This is a genomic window from Embleya sp. NPDC127516 (genome assembly GCF_044765325.1).
Taxonomy (GTDB): Bacteria; Actinomycetota; Actinomycetes; order Streptomycetales; family Streptomycetaceae; genus Embleya.
The window spans coordinates 371574-386536 of record NZ_JBIWJT010000001.1 but is presented as its reverse complement, the minus strand read 5'-3'; the positions used below and the strand labels follow the sequence as shown (position 1 = coordinate 386536).

The 14963-nt window shown below is 71.3% G+C and carries 16 protein-coding genes; 9 read left to right on the top strand and 7 right to left on the bottom strand.

Annotated features, from left to right (window positions below; translation table 11 throughout):
* Window positions 1-248: 248 nt before the first annotated feature.
* On the top strand, window positions 249-1232 hold the full coding sequence (locus tag ACIRL2_RS01665) for a hypothetical protein (RefSeq protein WP_402229382.1): 984 nt from the start codon (window positions 249-251) through the stop codon (window positions 1230-1232).
* Between the two features lie 35 nt (window positions 1233-1267).
* On the opposite strand, the gene ACIRL2_RS01660 is transcribed toward ACIRL2_RS01665, so the two are convergent.
* Window positions 1268-2596 (bottom strand): D-arabinono-1,4-lactone oxidase, encoded by a 1329-nt coding sequence (locus ACIRL2_RS01660; RefSeq protein WP_395859879.1) that lies wholly within the window; start codon window positions 2594-2596, stop codon window positions 1268-1270.
* 151 nt (window positions 2597-2747) lie between these two features.
* Between ACIRL2_RS01660 and ACIRL2_RS01655 the strand changes: the two genes are divergently transcribed.
* Window positions 2748-3902, top strand: a complete 1155-nt coding sequence (locus tag ACIRL2_RS01655; protein ID WP_402229379.1) for a ferrochelatase — start codon at window positions 2748-2750, stop codon at window positions 3900-3902.
* Window positions 3899-4690, top strand: a complete 792-nt coding sequence (locus ACIRL2_RS01650) for an inositol monophosphatase family protein (protein ID WP_402229376.1) — start codon at window positions 3899-3901, stop codon at window positions 4688-4690. The genes ACIRL2_RS01655 and ACIRL2_RS01650 overlap by 4 nt, the downstream gene beginning before the upstream one ends.
* A 166-nt stretch (window positions 4691-4856) precedes the next feature.
* On the opposite strand, the gene ACIRL2_RS01645 is transcribed toward ACIRL2_RS01650, so the two are convergent.
* A complete protein-coding gene (locus tag ACIRL2_RS01645; RefSeq protein WP_020555845.1) occupies window positions 4857-5030 on the bottom strand; it encodes a hypothetical protein in 174 nt (57 codons plus the stop codon).
* A 330-nt stretch (window positions 5031-5360) separates the two neighbouring features.
* Here ACIRL2_RS01645 and ACIRL2_RS01640 point away from each other — a divergent pair, with 330 nt between their 5' ends.
* From ACIRL2_RS01640 to ACIRL2_RS01630, 3 genes are all read left to right on the top strand, one after another.
* Window positions 5361-6014 (top strand): response regulator transcription factor, encoded by a 654-nt coding sequence (locus ACIRL2_RS01640; protein WP_020555846.1) that lies wholly within the window; start codon window positions 5361-5363, stop codon window positions 6012-6014.
* A 317-nt stretch (window positions 6015-6331) separates the two neighbouring features.
* Window positions 6332-7516 (top strand): sensor histidine kinase, encoded by a 1185-nt coding sequence (locus ACIRL2_RS01635; RefSeq protein ID WP_395859939.1) that lies wholly within the window; start codon window positions 6332-6334, stop codon window positions 7514-7516.
* A gap of 217 nt (window positions 7517-7733) precedes the next feature.
* A complete protein-coding gene (locus tag ACIRL2_RS01630) occupies window positions 7734-8684 on the top strand; it encodes an acyl-ACP desaturase (RefSeq protein WP_395859873.1) in 951 nt (316 codons plus the stop codon).
* 98 nt (window positions 8685-8782) lie between these two features.
* Here ACIRL2_RS01630 and ACIRL2_RS01625 read toward each other — a convergent pair whose 3' ends face one another.
* The 3 genes from ACIRL2_RS01625 to ACIRL2_RS01615 form a co-directional block, all read right to left on the bottom strand.
* On the bottom strand, window positions 8783-9979 hold the full coding sequence (locus ACIRL2_RS01625; RefSeq protein ID WP_402229372.1) for an ABC transporter permease: 1197 nt from the start codon (window positions 9977-9979) through the stop codon (window positions 8783-8785).
* On the bottom strand, window positions 9976-10887 hold the full coding sequence (locus ACIRL2_RS01620) for an ABC transporter ATP-binding protein (protein WP_402229370.1): 912 nt from the start codon (window positions 10885-10887) through the stop codon (window positions 9976-9978). Before ACIRL2_RS01620 ends, ACIRL2_RS01625 begins: the two co-directional genes overlap by 4 nt.
* A gap of 123 nt (window positions 10888-11010) precedes the next feature.
* The gene (locus tag ACIRL2_RS01615) at window positions 11011-11529 is read right to left on the bottom strand and encodes a gamma carbonic anhydrase family protein (RefSeq protein WP_402229368.1); all 519 of its coding nucleotides are present in this window, start codon (window positions 11527-11529) and stop codon (window positions 11011-11013) included.
* Window positions 11530-11778: 249 nt separating this feature from the next.
* Between ACIRL2_RS01615 and ACIRL2_RS01610 the strand changes: the two genes are divergently transcribed.
* Window positions 11779-12075: a DUF4193 domain-containing protein gene (locus tag ACIRL2_RS01610; RefSeq protein WP_395859864.1), complete on the top strand. Its 297-nt coding sequence runs from the start codon at window positions 11779-11781 to the stop codon at window positions 12073-12075.
* Window positions 12076-12384: 309 nt separating this feature from the next.
* Here the strand turns inward: ACIRL2_RS01610 and ACIRL2_RS01605 are convergent, their stop codons facing one another.
* Together ACIRL2_RS01605 and ACIRL2_RS01600 are read right to left on the bottom strand one after the other, a co-directional pair.
* The gene (locus ACIRL2_RS01605; protein WP_395859862.1) at window positions 12385-12834 is read right to left on the bottom strand and encodes a DUF3093 domain-containing protein; all 450 of its coding nucleotides are present in this window, start codon (window positions 12832-12834) and stop codon (window positions 12385-12387) included.
* A 32-nt stretch (window positions 12835-12866) separates the two neighbouring features.
* Window positions 12867-13760, bottom strand: coding sequence for an SDR family oxidoreductase (locus ACIRL2_RS01600; RefSeq protein WP_395859861.1), 894 nt, complete (start codon window positions 13758-13760; stop codon window positions 12867-12869).
* A 97-nt stretch (window positions 13761-13857) separates the two neighbouring features.
* On the opposite strand from ACIRL2_RS01600, the gene ACIRL2_RS01595 reads away from it, so the two are divergent.
* Both ACIRL2_RS01595 and dut read left to right on the top strand, forming a co-directional pair.
* Complete coding sequence (locus ACIRL2_RS01595; RefSeq protein WP_395859859.1) at window positions 13858-14439, top strand: PaaI family thioesterase; 582 nt, start codon at window positions 13858-13860, stop codon at window positions 14437-14439.
* The gene (gene dut, locus ACIRL2_RS01590; RefSeq protein WP_402229364.1) at window positions 14436-14963 is read left to right on the top strand and encodes a dUTP diphosphatase; all 528 of its coding nucleotides are present in this window, start codon (window positions 14436-14438) and stop codon (window positions 14961-14963) included. The genes ACIRL2_RS01595 and dut overlap by 4 nt, the downstream gene beginning before the upstream one ends.

Genomic DNA, 14963 nt, shown 5'->3' with positions numbered 1-14963 from the left:
TCCCCCTTCGCGCACAGGTCGTTCCGGAACCTGGCGTGAACAGTACTCCATTCGGGGGCTCTACCGGGACACACCGCGCCGCATCGGCGCGTCCCGTTCGGACGAGTCGTTTTCGGCCGTCCGGGGTGATGTCGATCACAAGATTGGGCCGATCGGAACGATGTCGATGGGCCGTTCAGTCGTAACCAGGGTGAAGTCCTGTTTTTCATGATTAACCACCGTCCGTGCTCGGACGGGCAAGGAAAGTGATGCCGGAAAGGACCGAGAATGAACGTCGCCGGATCGATGTCAACGCGGTGCAGGTTGTGGGCAGTGCCCTGGCGGCCATCTCCTCGGCTTTCCTGCTCTCGACGCTGGGCGTCGCCGGGACGGTGATCGGCGCGGCGCTCGCGAGCGTGGTCGCCACGGTCGGAAGCGCGCTCTACGTGCACCTGTTCCGCCGCACCGGCGAGCAACTGCGCGACGTGCGGGCGACGCTGATCCCGCCGCACGAGGGCGGGCCGAGTCCGGACCCCGCCGCCGTACCGGAGCGACCCACCGGTGTGGCCGATCCGGGATCGGCCGCCGACGAGACGATGCTGCTGCCGGTCGGCGACTACACCCGGTTCGAGGAGCATGCGCGGACCGCGCCGGTCACGGGCTCGACGCGCGCGGAGCGCCTGCTCGGCGGTGCCGGGACGGACGCCGAACCGGTCGCGGACGGCGACAAGCGGGTCTGGCTGGCCCGTTCGCTGGTCGGGGCGGTGCTCGTGTTCGTGGTGGCGATGGGTGTGGTGACGCTCACCGAGACCGCGATCGGCCGCTCGTTCGCGAGCCTGTTCGGACACGGCGACGCGGGCGGCTCGACCATCTCGCGGATCGTCGACGACAAGCCCGCCCGACCCGACACCCCGAAGCAGCCGGGCGGTTCGACCCCGCAGCCGACCGGCTCCACGCCCGCACCCACGCACGGGCCGGCCACCGGCGACCAGGGCACGACCGGCGAGAACGGCACGGGGGCGACCTCGGTGCCCTCGACCACCCCGTCCACGCGACCGAGCCACACCCCCTCGTCCGACCCGAGCGACTCCAAGCCGCCGAGCACGGCGCCGCCCGCGACCCCGCCGGCGGGCGGCTCGAGCGGGGCCGGCACCGCGAACGGCGGGGCGGCGGCCGGCAACGACGCCGGCGGCACCGCCCAGGGCGGCGCGGACGGCGACTCGCGGTCGAACCCGGGCGCCGGCACGCGCTAGCCCTGGGACCGGCTCCGGCGCCGGTGCGGCGGGCCTCAGTCGCCCAGCACCCGACGCAGGTAGTCGTTGCCGAAGCGGCGCTCCGGATCCACCCGGTTCCGGAGCGCCGTGAAGTCGGCGAACCTCGGGTAGAGCTTCGCGAAGTACTCCGCGTCGCGGGTGTGCATCTTGCCCCAGTGCGGGCGCCCGCCGTGCCCGACCATGATCTTCTCCACCTCGGTGAAGTACCGCTCGTGCGGCGTGCCCTTGTACATGTGCACCGCGATATAGGCGGTGTCGCGCCCGTACGCCGTGGACATCCACAGATCGTCCGCCGGGGCCACCCGCACCTCGACCGGGAAGCTGATCGGCAGGCCCGCCGCCTCGACGAAGGCGCGCACCTCGGTCAGCGCGGCCGTGGCCGCCGCCCGCGGCAGCGCGTACTCCATCTCGATGAAGCGCACCCGGCGCGGGCTGGTGAACACCTTGTGCGAGGTGTCCGAATAGGTCCGCGCCGACAACGCGCGGCTGGACAGGCGCGCGATCGTGGGCACCGTCCTGGGCGCGGCCCGGCCGACCCGGCAGGCCAGCGAGAACACACCGTTGGACAACAACTCGTCGTCCAGCAGGAAACGCGCCTTCGACAGCGGTTTCGCCGGCCCCTCGATCCGGTTGTTGCGCTTCACGTTGCAGTTGTCGGTGTGCGGAAACCAATAGAACTCGAAATGCTCGTTGTCCGCGCACAGCGCGTCGAAGTCGGCGAGCACCGCGTCCAGCCGCATCGGCTCCTCGCGCGCCTCCAACAGGAAGCTCGGCTCCACCGCGAACGTCAGCGCGGTCACCACGCCCAGCGCGCCCAGACCCACCCGGGCACCCGCGAACAACTCCGCGTTCTCGGTCGCCGAGCACGTGGTGATCTCGCCGTCCGCCAGCACGATCTCCATGCCCCGGATCTGCGCCGCCAGCGATCCGGACACCCGCCCGGTCCCGTGCGTGCCGGTGGACGTGGCGCCGGCGAGGCTCTGCACCGCGATGTCGCCCATGTTCGCGAGCGCGAGGCCGTAGCCGGCGAGCAACGCGTTGAAGTCGCTCAGCCGCATCCCGGACCCGACCGTGATGGTGCCCGCCGCACGATCGAGCGCGTGCACCTCGGTCAGCCCTTCCGGGCGGATCTGCACCCCGTCGGTGACCGCGACCGAGGTGAACGAGTGCCCGGCGCCGACGGCCTTGACCGCCAGACCCTGTGCCGCCGCCCGGCGGACCGCCGCCGAGATCTCCTCGGCCGACCTCGGAGTGAGTACCGAGTGCGGCCGCGCGGACTGGTTTCCGGTCCAGTTCCGCCAGATCGGCGGCGTCTTGGAGACGGCGGGGGTGGCGCTGCTCAACGGGTTCCTCCTGGGGTCGCCGTGGGATCAGCCGGACATTACTCGCCGGTCATCGGACCGGGAAGGGGCCGGGGCCCGATGGGCCGCAACTCACGCCGCGCGCGGGCCGGGGCGTTGGGGCGGGCGGGGCCGCGATGCGAGGATCACAGACATGCACGCGACACAGGCCCCCGACCCCAGTCCGTACGACGCGCTCCTGGTGCTCTCCTTCGGCGGGCCGGACGCCCCCGACGAGGTGCTCCCGTTCCTGGAGAACGTGACCGCGGGCCGAGGGGTGCCCCGGGAACGCCTCGAGGAGGCCGCCGGCCACTACGCCCACTTCGGCGGTGCCAGCCCGATCAACGCGCACAACCGCGCCCTGATCGCGGCGATCGAGACGGACTTCGCCGCCCAGGGACTGCGGCTGCCGGTCTACTGGGGCAACCGCAACTGGCGCCCGTATCTCGCGGACACCGTGCGGCGGATGGCCGACGACGGGATCCGCCGTGCCGCGGTCCTGGTGACCAGCGCCTACGCCTCCTACTCGGGCTGCGGGCAGTACCACGAGAACCTGCTCGAGGCCCGGGCCGAGGTCGGCGACCGGGCACCGGTGTTCGACAAGCTGCGGCACTTCTTCGACCACCCCGGTTTCGTCGAGCCGCTGGTGGACCACGTGCTGGCCGCGCTGGCCGAACTGCCCGAGGCGGTGCGGGCCGGCGCCCGACTGGTGATGGTGACCCACTCGATCCCCACCGTCACCGCGCGCACCGCCGGCCCGGCCGGCGGCGGATACGTCGAGCAGCACCGGGAGACCGCGCGCCTGGTCGCCGAGGGCGTCGCGCGCGCGCTCGGGCGCGAGCACGACTGGGACCTGGTGTACTCCAGCCGCAGCGGCCCGCCGCAGGTGCCGTGGCTGGAGCCGGACGTCAACGACCACCTCGTGGCGTCGGCCGAGGACGGCACGGCACCGGCCGTGGTGCTGGTGCCGATCGGATTCCTCTCCGATCACATGGAGGTGGTCTACGACCTCGACGTCGAGGCCGCCGCGACCGCCGCGCGGCTCGGGCTGCCGGTGGCCCGAGCGGCGACCACCGGCGCCGACCCCAGGTTCGCCGGCGCGGTGCGCGACCTGCTCCTGGAGCGCGCCGCGACGGTACGCGGCGAGGCGCCCGCGCGGTGCGCGCTCGGTGTGCTCGGCGCCGCGCACGACGTGTGCCCGGTGGGCTGTTGCCCGGACCCCCGGGCGCTGCGCGCCGACCCGGAGGCGGCCGCGCGGTCGCCGCGCGGCGAGGCCCTGCACGGCGCCGCCGGCAGGATGGGTCCATGACGATCGACACCGCGGAACTCCTGGCCATCGCTCGCGACGCGGCCCGGCACACCGGCGGCTTCCTGTTGCACGAGCGTCCCGCCGACCTCGGCGTCGCGGCGACCAAGAGCAGCCCCACCGACGTGGTCACCGAGATGGACACGGCCGCGGAGAAGCTGATCATCGAACGCATCCGCGCGCACCGACCACACGACGGCTTCCTCGGCGAGGAGGGCGACGCGACCGCGGGCAGCAGCGGCGTGCGCTGGGTGATCGACCCGATCGACGGCACCGTGAACTACCTGTACGACCTGCCCGGGTGGTGTGTGTCGATCGCCGCCGAGACCGCCGAGGGCACCCTGCTGGGCGTGGTCGAGGTGCCGGTGGTGGGGGAGACCTTCCACGCCGTGCGCGACGGCGGCGCCTACCGCAACGGCAAGCCGATCCACTGCCGCGCCTCGGTCGAGTCGGCCCGGGCGCTGGTGGCGACCGGGTTCGGCTACACCGCCAAGCGGCGCACCCGGCAGGCCGCCGTGATCGGCGCGCTGCTGCCGCGCGTGCGCGACCTGCGCAGGGCCGGCTCGGCCGCGATCGACCTGTGCTCGGTGGCCGCCGGTCGGGTCGACGCCTACTACGAGCGTGGCCTGAATCCGTGGGACGTGGCAGCGGGCGCGCTGATCGCCCGCGAGGCCGGCGCCGAGGTGATCGAGGACCTGTGGCCCGAGCCCGACGGGTCGAGCCTGTGCCTGGCCGCGCCCGCCGGACTGCGTGCCGAACTCGAGGCCGCGCTGGCCGCCCTGCACGCGTAGACCCGAGCATGCGCAAGGCCCGGATCCGGTGCCCCCGCACCGGATCCGGGCCTTCGCGAATTCGGCCCGACAGCCGAACCCCCGGCGTCCACTGGGGACCTCGCCGGGGGAGATCAAGAACCGTGTGTCCATGCGTGGCTCGGGTGCTCTCGCCCGAGCGGAGTGCCTAGGCGCTTTCGGGAAGCACCCGCACGCCGTGCTCGGACGCCATCCGCAGGAGGTCGTCCAACTCGGATTGCTCCACCTCGACGAGGAAGTCGTCGCCGGTGTCACAGGCCTGCTTCAGAGCCTGTTCGGTCTCACGTATGCGCCGCAGTACGCCGGCCGTGAATTCGTCCATAAGGCCGCCCCAATGTCACTCGTCGTCGCCGGTTTCGGTTGTCCTCCCCCCGTGCAATGCCGGGGAAACCATGGATCCGGGCCTTTGACGGGGCTCGACCTAAGGGTGTGACCAGGGGCGATTTCCGGCCCGCCGGCCCGGGATCGGACTTTCCGGGGCGTACCGGAATCCTTCCCTCCTTCGGGGGGTCCCGTAACGTCCGCGGCGCGACGCGCTCGCCGGGCCGATCCCGCCCGCCCCGGTCGGCCGGCCGGCTTACCGAGGCTTTACCGGGGCGCGGGGGAAGATGGACAACGGATCCATCCACTCATCGAGCAGGAGGCACAGCCGGTGCGGGTTCTCGTAGTCGAGGACGAGCAGCTCCTGGCGGACGCGGTCGCGACCGGGTTGCGCCGAGAGGCCATGGCCGTCGACGTGGTGTACGACGGGGAGGCGGCGCTGGAACGGATCGCCGTCAACGACTACGACGTGGTGGTGCTCGACCGGGACCTGCCGATCGTGCACGGCGACGACGTGTGCCGGGCGGTGGTGGAGACGGGCATTCCGATGCGGGTGCTCATGCTGACCGCCGCCGGCGACGTCAGCGATCGGGTCGAGGGCCTGGAGTTGGGAGCGGACGACTATCTGCCCAAGCCCTTCGCGTTCAGCGAGCTGATCGCCCGGGTGCGCGCACTCGGCCGGCGGGCCGTCTCCCCGCTGCCGCCGGTGCTGGAGCGGGCCGGCATCCGGCTCGACCCGAACCGGCGCGAGGTGTTGCGCGAGGGTGTCCCGGTGCACCTGTCGCCCAAGGAGTTCGCGGTGCTGGACGTGCTGATGCGCGCCGATGGCGCCGTGGTCTCGGCCGAGCAACTGCTCGAGAAGGCATGGGACGAGAACACCGATCCGTTCACCAATGTCGTCCGCGTCACCGTCATGACATTGCGCCGCAAGCTCGGCGAGCCGCCCGTCATCCTGACGGTGCCCGGCGCCGGATACCGCATTTGAGGACCGCCATGAACGACAGCTCTCGGGCCGTCCCGGCGGAAGCCGGAAGTACCGCAGCCGGATCCGCGGAGCCGGCCGCGGGCGCCTCGACCGCGCCCGCGAAGCCGAACCCGGCGGCGAAGCCGAACCCGGCGGCGAAGACCGGCCCACCGCCCCGTCCGGGCCGACCGCCCCAGCCGCCCCGCCCCAGCGCGCCACCGGGCGCGCCGCCCAGGCCCAACCGCGAACCCGTGCGCGAGCCGGGTCGCGACCCCCAGCGTCCGGCCACCGGCGGACGCCGGCTGATCCTGGGCCGCGACGCCGACGACGCGGCGGAGATGTCGCGGTTGTCGCGGATGGCCCCCTCGCAGTTGCCCGCGCTGCTGCGCTCCACCATCAAGATGCGGCTGACCGCGCTGTACGGCGGGATGTTCCTGATCGCCGGGGTGCTCCTGCTGGGCACCGTCTACCTGCTGGTGCGGCAGAGCCTGACCGAGGGCCGGCTGAATCTGAGCCTGGCGCCGAACACGTTGATGACCATCAACGGCGTGCCGATGACGCCCGACCAGTTCGAGCAGTGGCAGACCATCCAGCAGATCCACCAGCGCGACGCCGCGCTGAACTCGCTGCTCCAGCAGTCGCTGCTGGCCCTGCTGCTGCTGTCGGTGATCGCCTTCGGGTTCGGCTACGTGATGGCCGGCCGGGTGCTGCGCCCGCTCGAGCGGATCACCTCGATCGCCCGCGAGGTGGCCGGATCCAATCTGCACCGGCGGATCGACCTCGACGGTCCGGACGACGAGTTCAAGGAACTCGCCGACACCTTCGACGACATGCTCGACCGGCTGGATCGCTCGCTGGAGTCGCAGCGCAAGTTCGTCGCCAACGCGTCGCACGAACTGCGCACCCCGCTGGCGATCAACCGCACCCTGCTGGAGGTCGCGCTCGGCGATCCGGAGGCGTCCGTCGAGCTCAAGCAGCTCGGCAAGACGTTGCTGGCCACCAACGAGCGCAGCGAGGGCCTGATCGAGGGCCTGCTGCTGCTGGCCCGCAGCGACAACGAGCTGACCGAGCGCAAGCCGGTCGACCTGGCCGAGGTGGCCCGCCGCGCGGTGGACCAGACCGGCGCGGAGGCGGCCGAGCGCAAGGTGACGCTCGACGACGAGCTGGGCCCCGCCGTGCTCCAGGGCAACGGGGTGCTGCTGGAGCGGGTCGCGATGAACCTGATCCAGAACGCGGTGCGCTACAACCGGCCCGGGGGCACGGTGGACATCTCGACCGAGACCACCGCGGGGGTCGCGGTGCTCACCGTGGTCAACACCGGGCCGGTGGTGCCCGGCTACGAGGTGGACAACATGTTCGAGCCGTTCCGGCGGCTGCGCACCGAGCGGACCGCCAGCGACAAGGGCGTCGGGCTCGGGCTGTCCATCGTGCGCTCGATCGTGCGGGCGCACGGCGGCTGGATCGAGGTCGAGCCCCGGGAAGAGGGCGGTCTGATGATGCGGATCGGCTTCCCGGCGGGCTGATTCCGGGCGGCGACCGCCCCGGTGCGGGCGGTCGCCGGGGCCGAAAGCGATCGTACGTACGTGCGAGAGTCGTGGATCACATTTCCGTCTTGGGGTGGAACCAACCTACGCTGTCGTAAGTTACGGAATCGTAGGGACGCGTCGTGCGGGCGATGCACAGCGTCGTCCTCCGTGTCTGCCGCTGTACGACGTTGTCTGCCTATGCCCTGGAGAGCCGATGAACCTTCTCGCCCCCGCCCCGACCGGTGAGCACCTGCTCCGTGAGTTGGAGCAGGTCGTCGCCGTCGAGCTGGACCGCCACCTCGCGGTGGCCAAGGAGTGGTTCCCGCACGAGTACGTGCCGTGGAGCGCCGGTCGCGACTTCGACGGCGTGCTCGGCGGCGAGGCGTGGACTCCGCAGGAGTCCGGGCTCACCGACGTCGGCCGGATAGCTCTCACGCTGAACCTGCTGACCGAGGACAACCTGCCCAGCTACCACTACGAGATCGCGGCGATGTTCGGCCGCGACGGCGCGTGGGGCACCTGGGTGCACCGCTGGACGGCGGAGGAGGGCCGGCACGGCATCGCGATCCGCGACTACCTGATGGCCGCCCGGGCGGTGGACCCGGTCGCGCTGGAGCGCTCGCGGATGGAGCACATGGAGGCCGGCTACCAGGGCGACCACATGGACAATCCGCTGCATGTGATCGCCTACGTGACCTTCCAGGAGCTGGCCACCCGGGTCTCGCACCGCAACTCGGGTCGCACCTGCGGCGACCCGATCGCCGAGCAACTGCTCGCGAAGGTGGCCACGGACGAGAACCTGCACATGGTCTTCTACCGCAACCTGCTCAAGGCCGCCTTCGAGATCGCCCCGGACCAGGCGATGCGCGCGGTCACCGAGATGGTCACCGACTTCCGGATGCCCGGGCACGGGATCAGCGGCTTCGAGCGCGCGGCGGCCAAGCTTGCGGTGGGTGGCGTGTACAACCTGCCGATCCACCAGAACGACGTGATCCTGCCGGTGCTGCGCCACCTCAAGATCATGGAGCGCACGGACCTGGGCCCGGAGGGCGAGAAGGCCCGCGAGGAGCTCGCGCTGTTCCTCGGCGGCCTGGACTCCCAGGTGGTGCGCTTCGAGGAGCGCCGGCTCGCCGTGGAGGCCCGCAAGGCGGCCAACCGCCGCTGAGCGCACCCGAGCGGAACATCGACAGGCCCGCCGCCCCTCGGGGGACGGCGGGCCCTGTCGTGCGCGCGCCGGTTGGGCGTTTGCGGTGAAGCCTCGGTTCAACGCTTGCGGGTCGACTTGCCGAGCGACTCCTTGAAGCCGACCTTGCCGCCCATCCGCAACACCGCGCCCTCGTACATCCGGGCCGCGAGCCGCACCAGCGCCACCAGGGCCACCAGGGCGATCGCGAAGGCGGCCAGGTTCTCCACCACGGAGACCTCGTCCGCCGCGGTCAGCGCCGGTTGCAGCATGGCCGAGAACGGCGGCACGTACGCCAGCACCTGGGCGAGCGTGCCGCCCTTCTGGCCGAGGAAGATGGCGGCCAGGAACGAGGCGATCAGCAGCGAGGTCATCGGCGTGATGACGTTCTGCAGGTCCTCCTGGCGGGAGACGCGGGCCGCGGCGGCGGCGAACATGCACGCGTAGATCGCGTAGCCCACCACGAACCACAGCAGCACCAGCGCCACCGGGTAGACCATCGCGCCGGTCAACTCGATGCTGCCCAGCGCGGACGCCGCGGCCAGTCCGACCACCGCGGTGACCAGCATCTGGAGCAGGCCGAGCAGGCCGATCCCGAGGATCTTGCCGGTCAACAGCGCGCGGGCGGGCACGGTCGCGAGCAGGATCTCCACGATCCGGCTGGACTTCTCCTCGACCACGCCGCTGGCCACCCACATGCAGAACAGCATGAGCATGCCGTAGAGCACGAGCGTGCCGATGAAGGCGATGCCCTTGCGCGCGTCGCGTTGGTCGGCGTCCGGATCCAGGGTGGTCTTGGGCATCGGCGCGATCGCCGAGGCCTGGTTCACCACGTCCGGGTCGATCTTCGCCGCGGCCAGCCGGTGGTCGCGCTCCACGGTGGCCCAAGAGCTCTGCAGCACGGCCGCCAGCGGGTCGGCCAGCTTGCTGTCCACCAGGATCCGGCCGTTGTCCACGACCGCGTCCAGCTTCCCGTCCGCGAGTGCCTTCTCGGCCGCCGCCCGGTCGGCGACGGAGCCGACCCGCACGTCCACGTCCAGCAGCGTCGCCTGGCGCTGTGCGGTCTGTGCGAGCTGCGTCTGCTGCGGCCCGAGGAAGGCCACGTCGTACTTGTCCGACCCGCCGCCGAGCGCGGCCGGGATGGCCACCGACGCGAGCAGGATCGCCAGCATCACCGCCACCGAGATCTGGAAGCCCCGATCCCGGATGCGCTCGGTGAACTCGCGGCGCGCGACCAGCCGCACGGCGGACCAAAACGTGCTGCCGCCGGTGCTCACGCGCCGACCTCCGTTCCGCTGACGACCTCGCGGAAGAGTTCGGCGAGCGAGGGGGTCGCGGGCGCGAACGCCAGCACCCGGCCCGCCGCCCGGGCCCCGTCGAGCAGAGCCTGCTCGCTGGTTCCGGGAAGCAGTTCGACCAGCACCGTGTCGCCCTCCGACTCCGAGGAGAGCACCTTCAAGCCGGGCAGCGCCTCCGCCCAACCCGCCGGCGCGTTCGCCAGCCGCACCCGATAGCGCACCGCGCGGCTGTCCCCGCGCAGCTCGGCCACGGTGCCCGAGGCGTGCATCCGGCCGTTGTTGATGATCCCGACCGCGTCGCACAACGATTCGACCAGTTCGAGCTGGTGGCTGGAGAAGACCACCGAGGCGCCGGCGGCGGTGCGCTCGCGCAGCACGCCGGCCATCACGTCCACACCGACCGGGTCGAGGCCGGAGAACGGCTCGTCCAGGACCAGCAGCTCCGGCTCGTGCACCAGCGCCGCGGCCAACTGCACGCGCTGCTGGTTGCCCAGCGACAACGTCTCCAGCCGGTCCGCGGGCCCGCCCGCCACCTGGAGCCGGCTCAACCAGCGCTCGGCCGACGCGCGCGCGGCGGCGCGGGTCATCCCGTGCAGTTCGGCCAGATAGACCAACTGGTCCTGGATGCGCATCTTCGGATACAGACCACGTTCCTCGGGCATGTAGCCCCAGCTTCGGCGTACGCCGCGGTCCACCGGCGCGCCCCGCCAGCGGACGTCCCCCGCGTCCGGCGCCAACACGCCCAACGCGATGCGCATGGTCGTGGTCTTGCCGGCACCGTTGGTGCCGACGAAACCAAACATTTGACCCGGTTGTACGGTCAGCGACAGGCCGTCGAGGACGACCTTCTCGCCGAATCGCTTGTCCAGGTCGGCCAACTCGAGCACGACACTCCCCGTGATATTCCAGCCCCCGTGTCGCACTTATATACGGGGGCGAACGGGGCGTTCAAACCGCGGCCCACGTGTGCGATCCGACACACCCGGGTGAACGTCCCGGCGGGCGTGGACTCAGTCGATCCGGCGCAGATCGCGGCGGAATCGACGACCGTTCTCGACATAGCTGCGCACCGTCTCCGCGAACGCGCCGACCGGAACGGCGTTCTCGCGAATCTTCGCCGGCACCCCCAAGGCCATCGCGTACGACGGCACCTCGAGCCGATTTCCGATCACCGCACCCGCTCCCACCAGGGCACCTGTGCGCACCACGGCCTGATGCATGACCACCGCGCCGTTGCCGACCAGGCAACGATCCTCGATCACGCAGCCCTCCAAATGCACAATGTGACCGATCACGCACTCGTCGCCCACTACCGTCGGCCACGGCGCCGTCGTGTGCAGGACACATCCGTCCTGGATCGACGTGCGCTCGCCGATCACGATCCGGCCGTGATCCGCGCGCAGTACGGCCCCCGGCCACACCGTAGAATCCGCGCCGATCTCCACGCTGCCGATCACGACCGCGTCCGGGTGCACATAAGCATCCGGGTGCACCTTGGGTATTTGATCACCCAGCGCGTAGACCGTCACGATTCCTCCTGGTTGTGCAGGGCGGTACGGGGTTACAGTGGCCCCCCATCCAACCAAGTCACCTCTTTGGGGGTTCGGTTGGGTGTCGATTGCGTAACGAGCCTTGATGTAAGGCAAAATCTGCGCTTCGGGTCGGGCACAACTCCGGCCCCTCAAGCGTTACGTGCGCTGAAGGCATCGTCCAAGCAGGTTCACGGGCGGTGTCTGCACGACTGAGCACCGCAGATCCACCCGGAGGGGGAGAGGTACATGGCAACCGACTACGACACCCCGCGTAAGACCGATGACGACATCAACGAAGACAGCATCGAGGAGCTGAAGGCTCGGCGCGTGGACAAGTCGGCCGGTTCGGTCGACGTCGACGAGTTCGAGCAGGCCGAATCACTCGAGCTTCCCGGTGCGGACCTCTCCAATGAGGAGCTGTCCGTCCGGGTCGTCCCGAAGCAGGCCGACGAATTCACGTGCTCAAGCTGCTTCCTGGTGCATCACCGGAGCCAGCTCGCCAAGGAGAAGAACGGCCAGCCGGTCTGCAGCGACTGCGCCTGATCGTGTGCGGTCGAGGACGACCGGCGATGAACGGCAACCCTGCACACGCCATACGGGTACCGGCAGGAGTTGGACCGTCGACGTTCGCCGAGCGTCCTTGAACGCGGGAGCACGACGCGGGACGCGGTGGATGACGCGGATCGTGGGAAGTACCGAAGACACACGCAGGACGTACGAAGTCGAACGTCCGCCGATTCACCGGCGGGCGTTCTTGACTGTCCGCCGCCGCCGCCCGCCGCCGCATCGCGGCGCCGGACGATTCGCTCACTCCCGGCTCCTTCGAGCCGGGATCGAGCCTGCCCTCGCCGATCAGGCGCGGGCGCGCAACGCCGCCACGACGTCGACCAGGCGTTGCGGGTTGCGCGAGGACAGATAGAGGTAGGGCGTGGGATCGGCCGGGTCGACGACCTCGATCCGCGCGGCCCCCGGGATGTACGCGCGCAGCAGCATGAACGCGCGCGGATCGGCGTTCTCCATCCGCAACGAGCGGGCCTGCTCGGGATCGAGCGCGACCCCCGCACCCAGCGCGGTGAGCGGGATCCGGGCCCGACCCGCCAGCAACTCGGTCTCGGTGACGGTGATCCGCGCCGCGCCGTAGGCGCCGGTGGCCCACGCCGCCAGTGCGCCCAGGGCCAGGGCCAGCACGACGGTCGGCACGATCCCGAAGGCCAGCCCCACGAGTGCGCCGGAGACGGCCATCAGGGCGGTCAGGGCCCACCAGGAGGCCGGCACGCCGAGTCGTTCGCTGTACGCCTGCATGCGCCCAGCCTGTCATGCGCGCCCGACACGGGTCAGCGGGGGCCGTGTCGCCGGGTCAGCCGGGCCAGGGCGCGGGTGACGCCCTCCGGAGGTGTGCGCAGGCCCGTCGCCACCCCTTTGGCGTAATCCGAGAGAGCGGTGGGCGCCAACAGGTCGAGCAACGCGCCGGCCCTGGCGTCGTTGCCCACCAGATAGCGCGGCCTGGGACGCGGCACGCTCAGCGCGGTGCGCACCGCGTGTGCGACCGGGGCCGGACCCGGCAGCGCCTTGGCCCGCCGGACCATGTCGTCGGCGAGGTCGTAGGAGTCGTTGTAGGCCGACGTCTTGCGCGGCGGCAGCCGGGACATGGCGCGCTCCCAGATGTCGGTACCGAAGCTGCCCGGCTCGATCAGCACCACCTTGACGCCGAACCCGGCGGTCTCGATCCGCAACGAGTCGGTGATCGCGGCCAGCCCCTGCTTGCTCGCGCAGTACCAGCCCAGGAACGGGTTGGAGACCCGGCCGGAGACGGAGGAGATGTTGACGATCCGCCCGTCCCGGCGTTGACGCATCTGCGGCAGCACCAGGCGGGCGATCCGCGCGGGCGCGATCAGGTTGGTCTCCAGCTGGGCGCGGATCTGCTCGTCGTCCACGTCCTCGATCGCCCCCGGCTGCGCGATCCCGGCGTTGTTGACCACCGCCCACGGGCCGCCGGCGGTCATCTGGGCGATCTCGGTGAAGGCCCGAACCGTCGACGTGGCGTCGGCGACGTCGAGCAGGACCGTGCGTACGCCCACCTCGGCGCGCTCGGCGGCATCGCGCAGGCGCTCGGCCCGGTCCTGGGTCCTGGCCGTGCCGATCACGTCGAAGCCGGACCCCGCCAGCTCCAGGGCGACGGCAAGGCCGATCCCGCCGGTCGCCCCGGTGACGACCACGCTCTTGGTCATGCGCTTCCTTCCGTCCCGCGACCCTTTCGGGCCGCGGTGCCGCGGCTCCCAAGCCGCTGCGCAGGTGTCGGTCGGAACGACGGTAGTGTCCTTCGGCGTGAGTCGACCAACATCCCTGACCCCGCCTCCGGAAGCGGTGGTGCCCCAGCCCCACCCGGACGCCCCTCCTCCCGGCACCGAGCTGGGCGAGCACTACAGCGACTGCTTCGGCTGCGGCGAGGCCGCCCCCGGCGGGCTGCGCATTCGCGCGCGCGCCGGCGAGGGCGTCTCCGTGGACGCCGAGTTCACCGTCACCACGCTGCACCAAGGAGCCCCGGGCCTGGCCCACGGCGGGCTGCTGACCTGCGCGTTCGACGAGGCGCTCGGCGCGATCGGGTACATGCTGCACACCACGGCGGTGACCGGGCACCTGGAGACGGACTTCCGCCGTCCGGTGCCGGTGGGGTCCACCCTGTACATCCACGCGTGGTGCGAGGCGGTGGCCGGCCGCAAGATCTACTCGCGCGCGGTCGGGCGGCTGGACTCCCCGCAAGGGCCGATCGCGGTCGAGGCCGCGGCGCTGTTCGTCAGCGTCGGACTCGCGCACTTCGTCGACAATGGACGTGCGGAAGACGTACAGCGCGTCATGGACAACCCCGACCTGATGAAGGCGGCCCGAGCGTTCGAGGTGAACCCGTGAGCACGAGTGTGGACATCCTGGTGCGCCGGCTCGACCCCGGTCTTCCGCTGCCCGCGTACGAGCACCCGGGCGACGCGGGGGCGGACCTGGTCACCGCGCAGGACGCCGAGATCGCCCCCGGCGAGCGGATGGTGCTGCCCACGGGCATCGCCATCGCGATCCCGGACGGGTACGCCGCGTTCGTGCATCCGCGCTCGGGACTCGCGGTGCGGTGCGGGGTATCCCTGGTGAACGCCCCGGGCACTGTCGATGCGGGATACCGTGGCGAAATCAAGGTTGTCGTGGTCAACCACGACCTGCGTACGCCGGTCGTTTTTCGTCGCGGCGACCGAATCGCCCAACTCGTGATCCAACGGGTCGAGCGAGCGGGGTTCCACGAGGTCGCCGAGCTGCCCGGTTCCGGGCGCGGCGAAGGCGGCTTCGGATCCACCGGCGGGCACGCGGCGATGGGCGTTTCGAGCGCCGTCGCGGCGGGCAGCGCGGGCATCGTGCAAGACTCGGCTTCCGACAGGGAAGGACTGTGA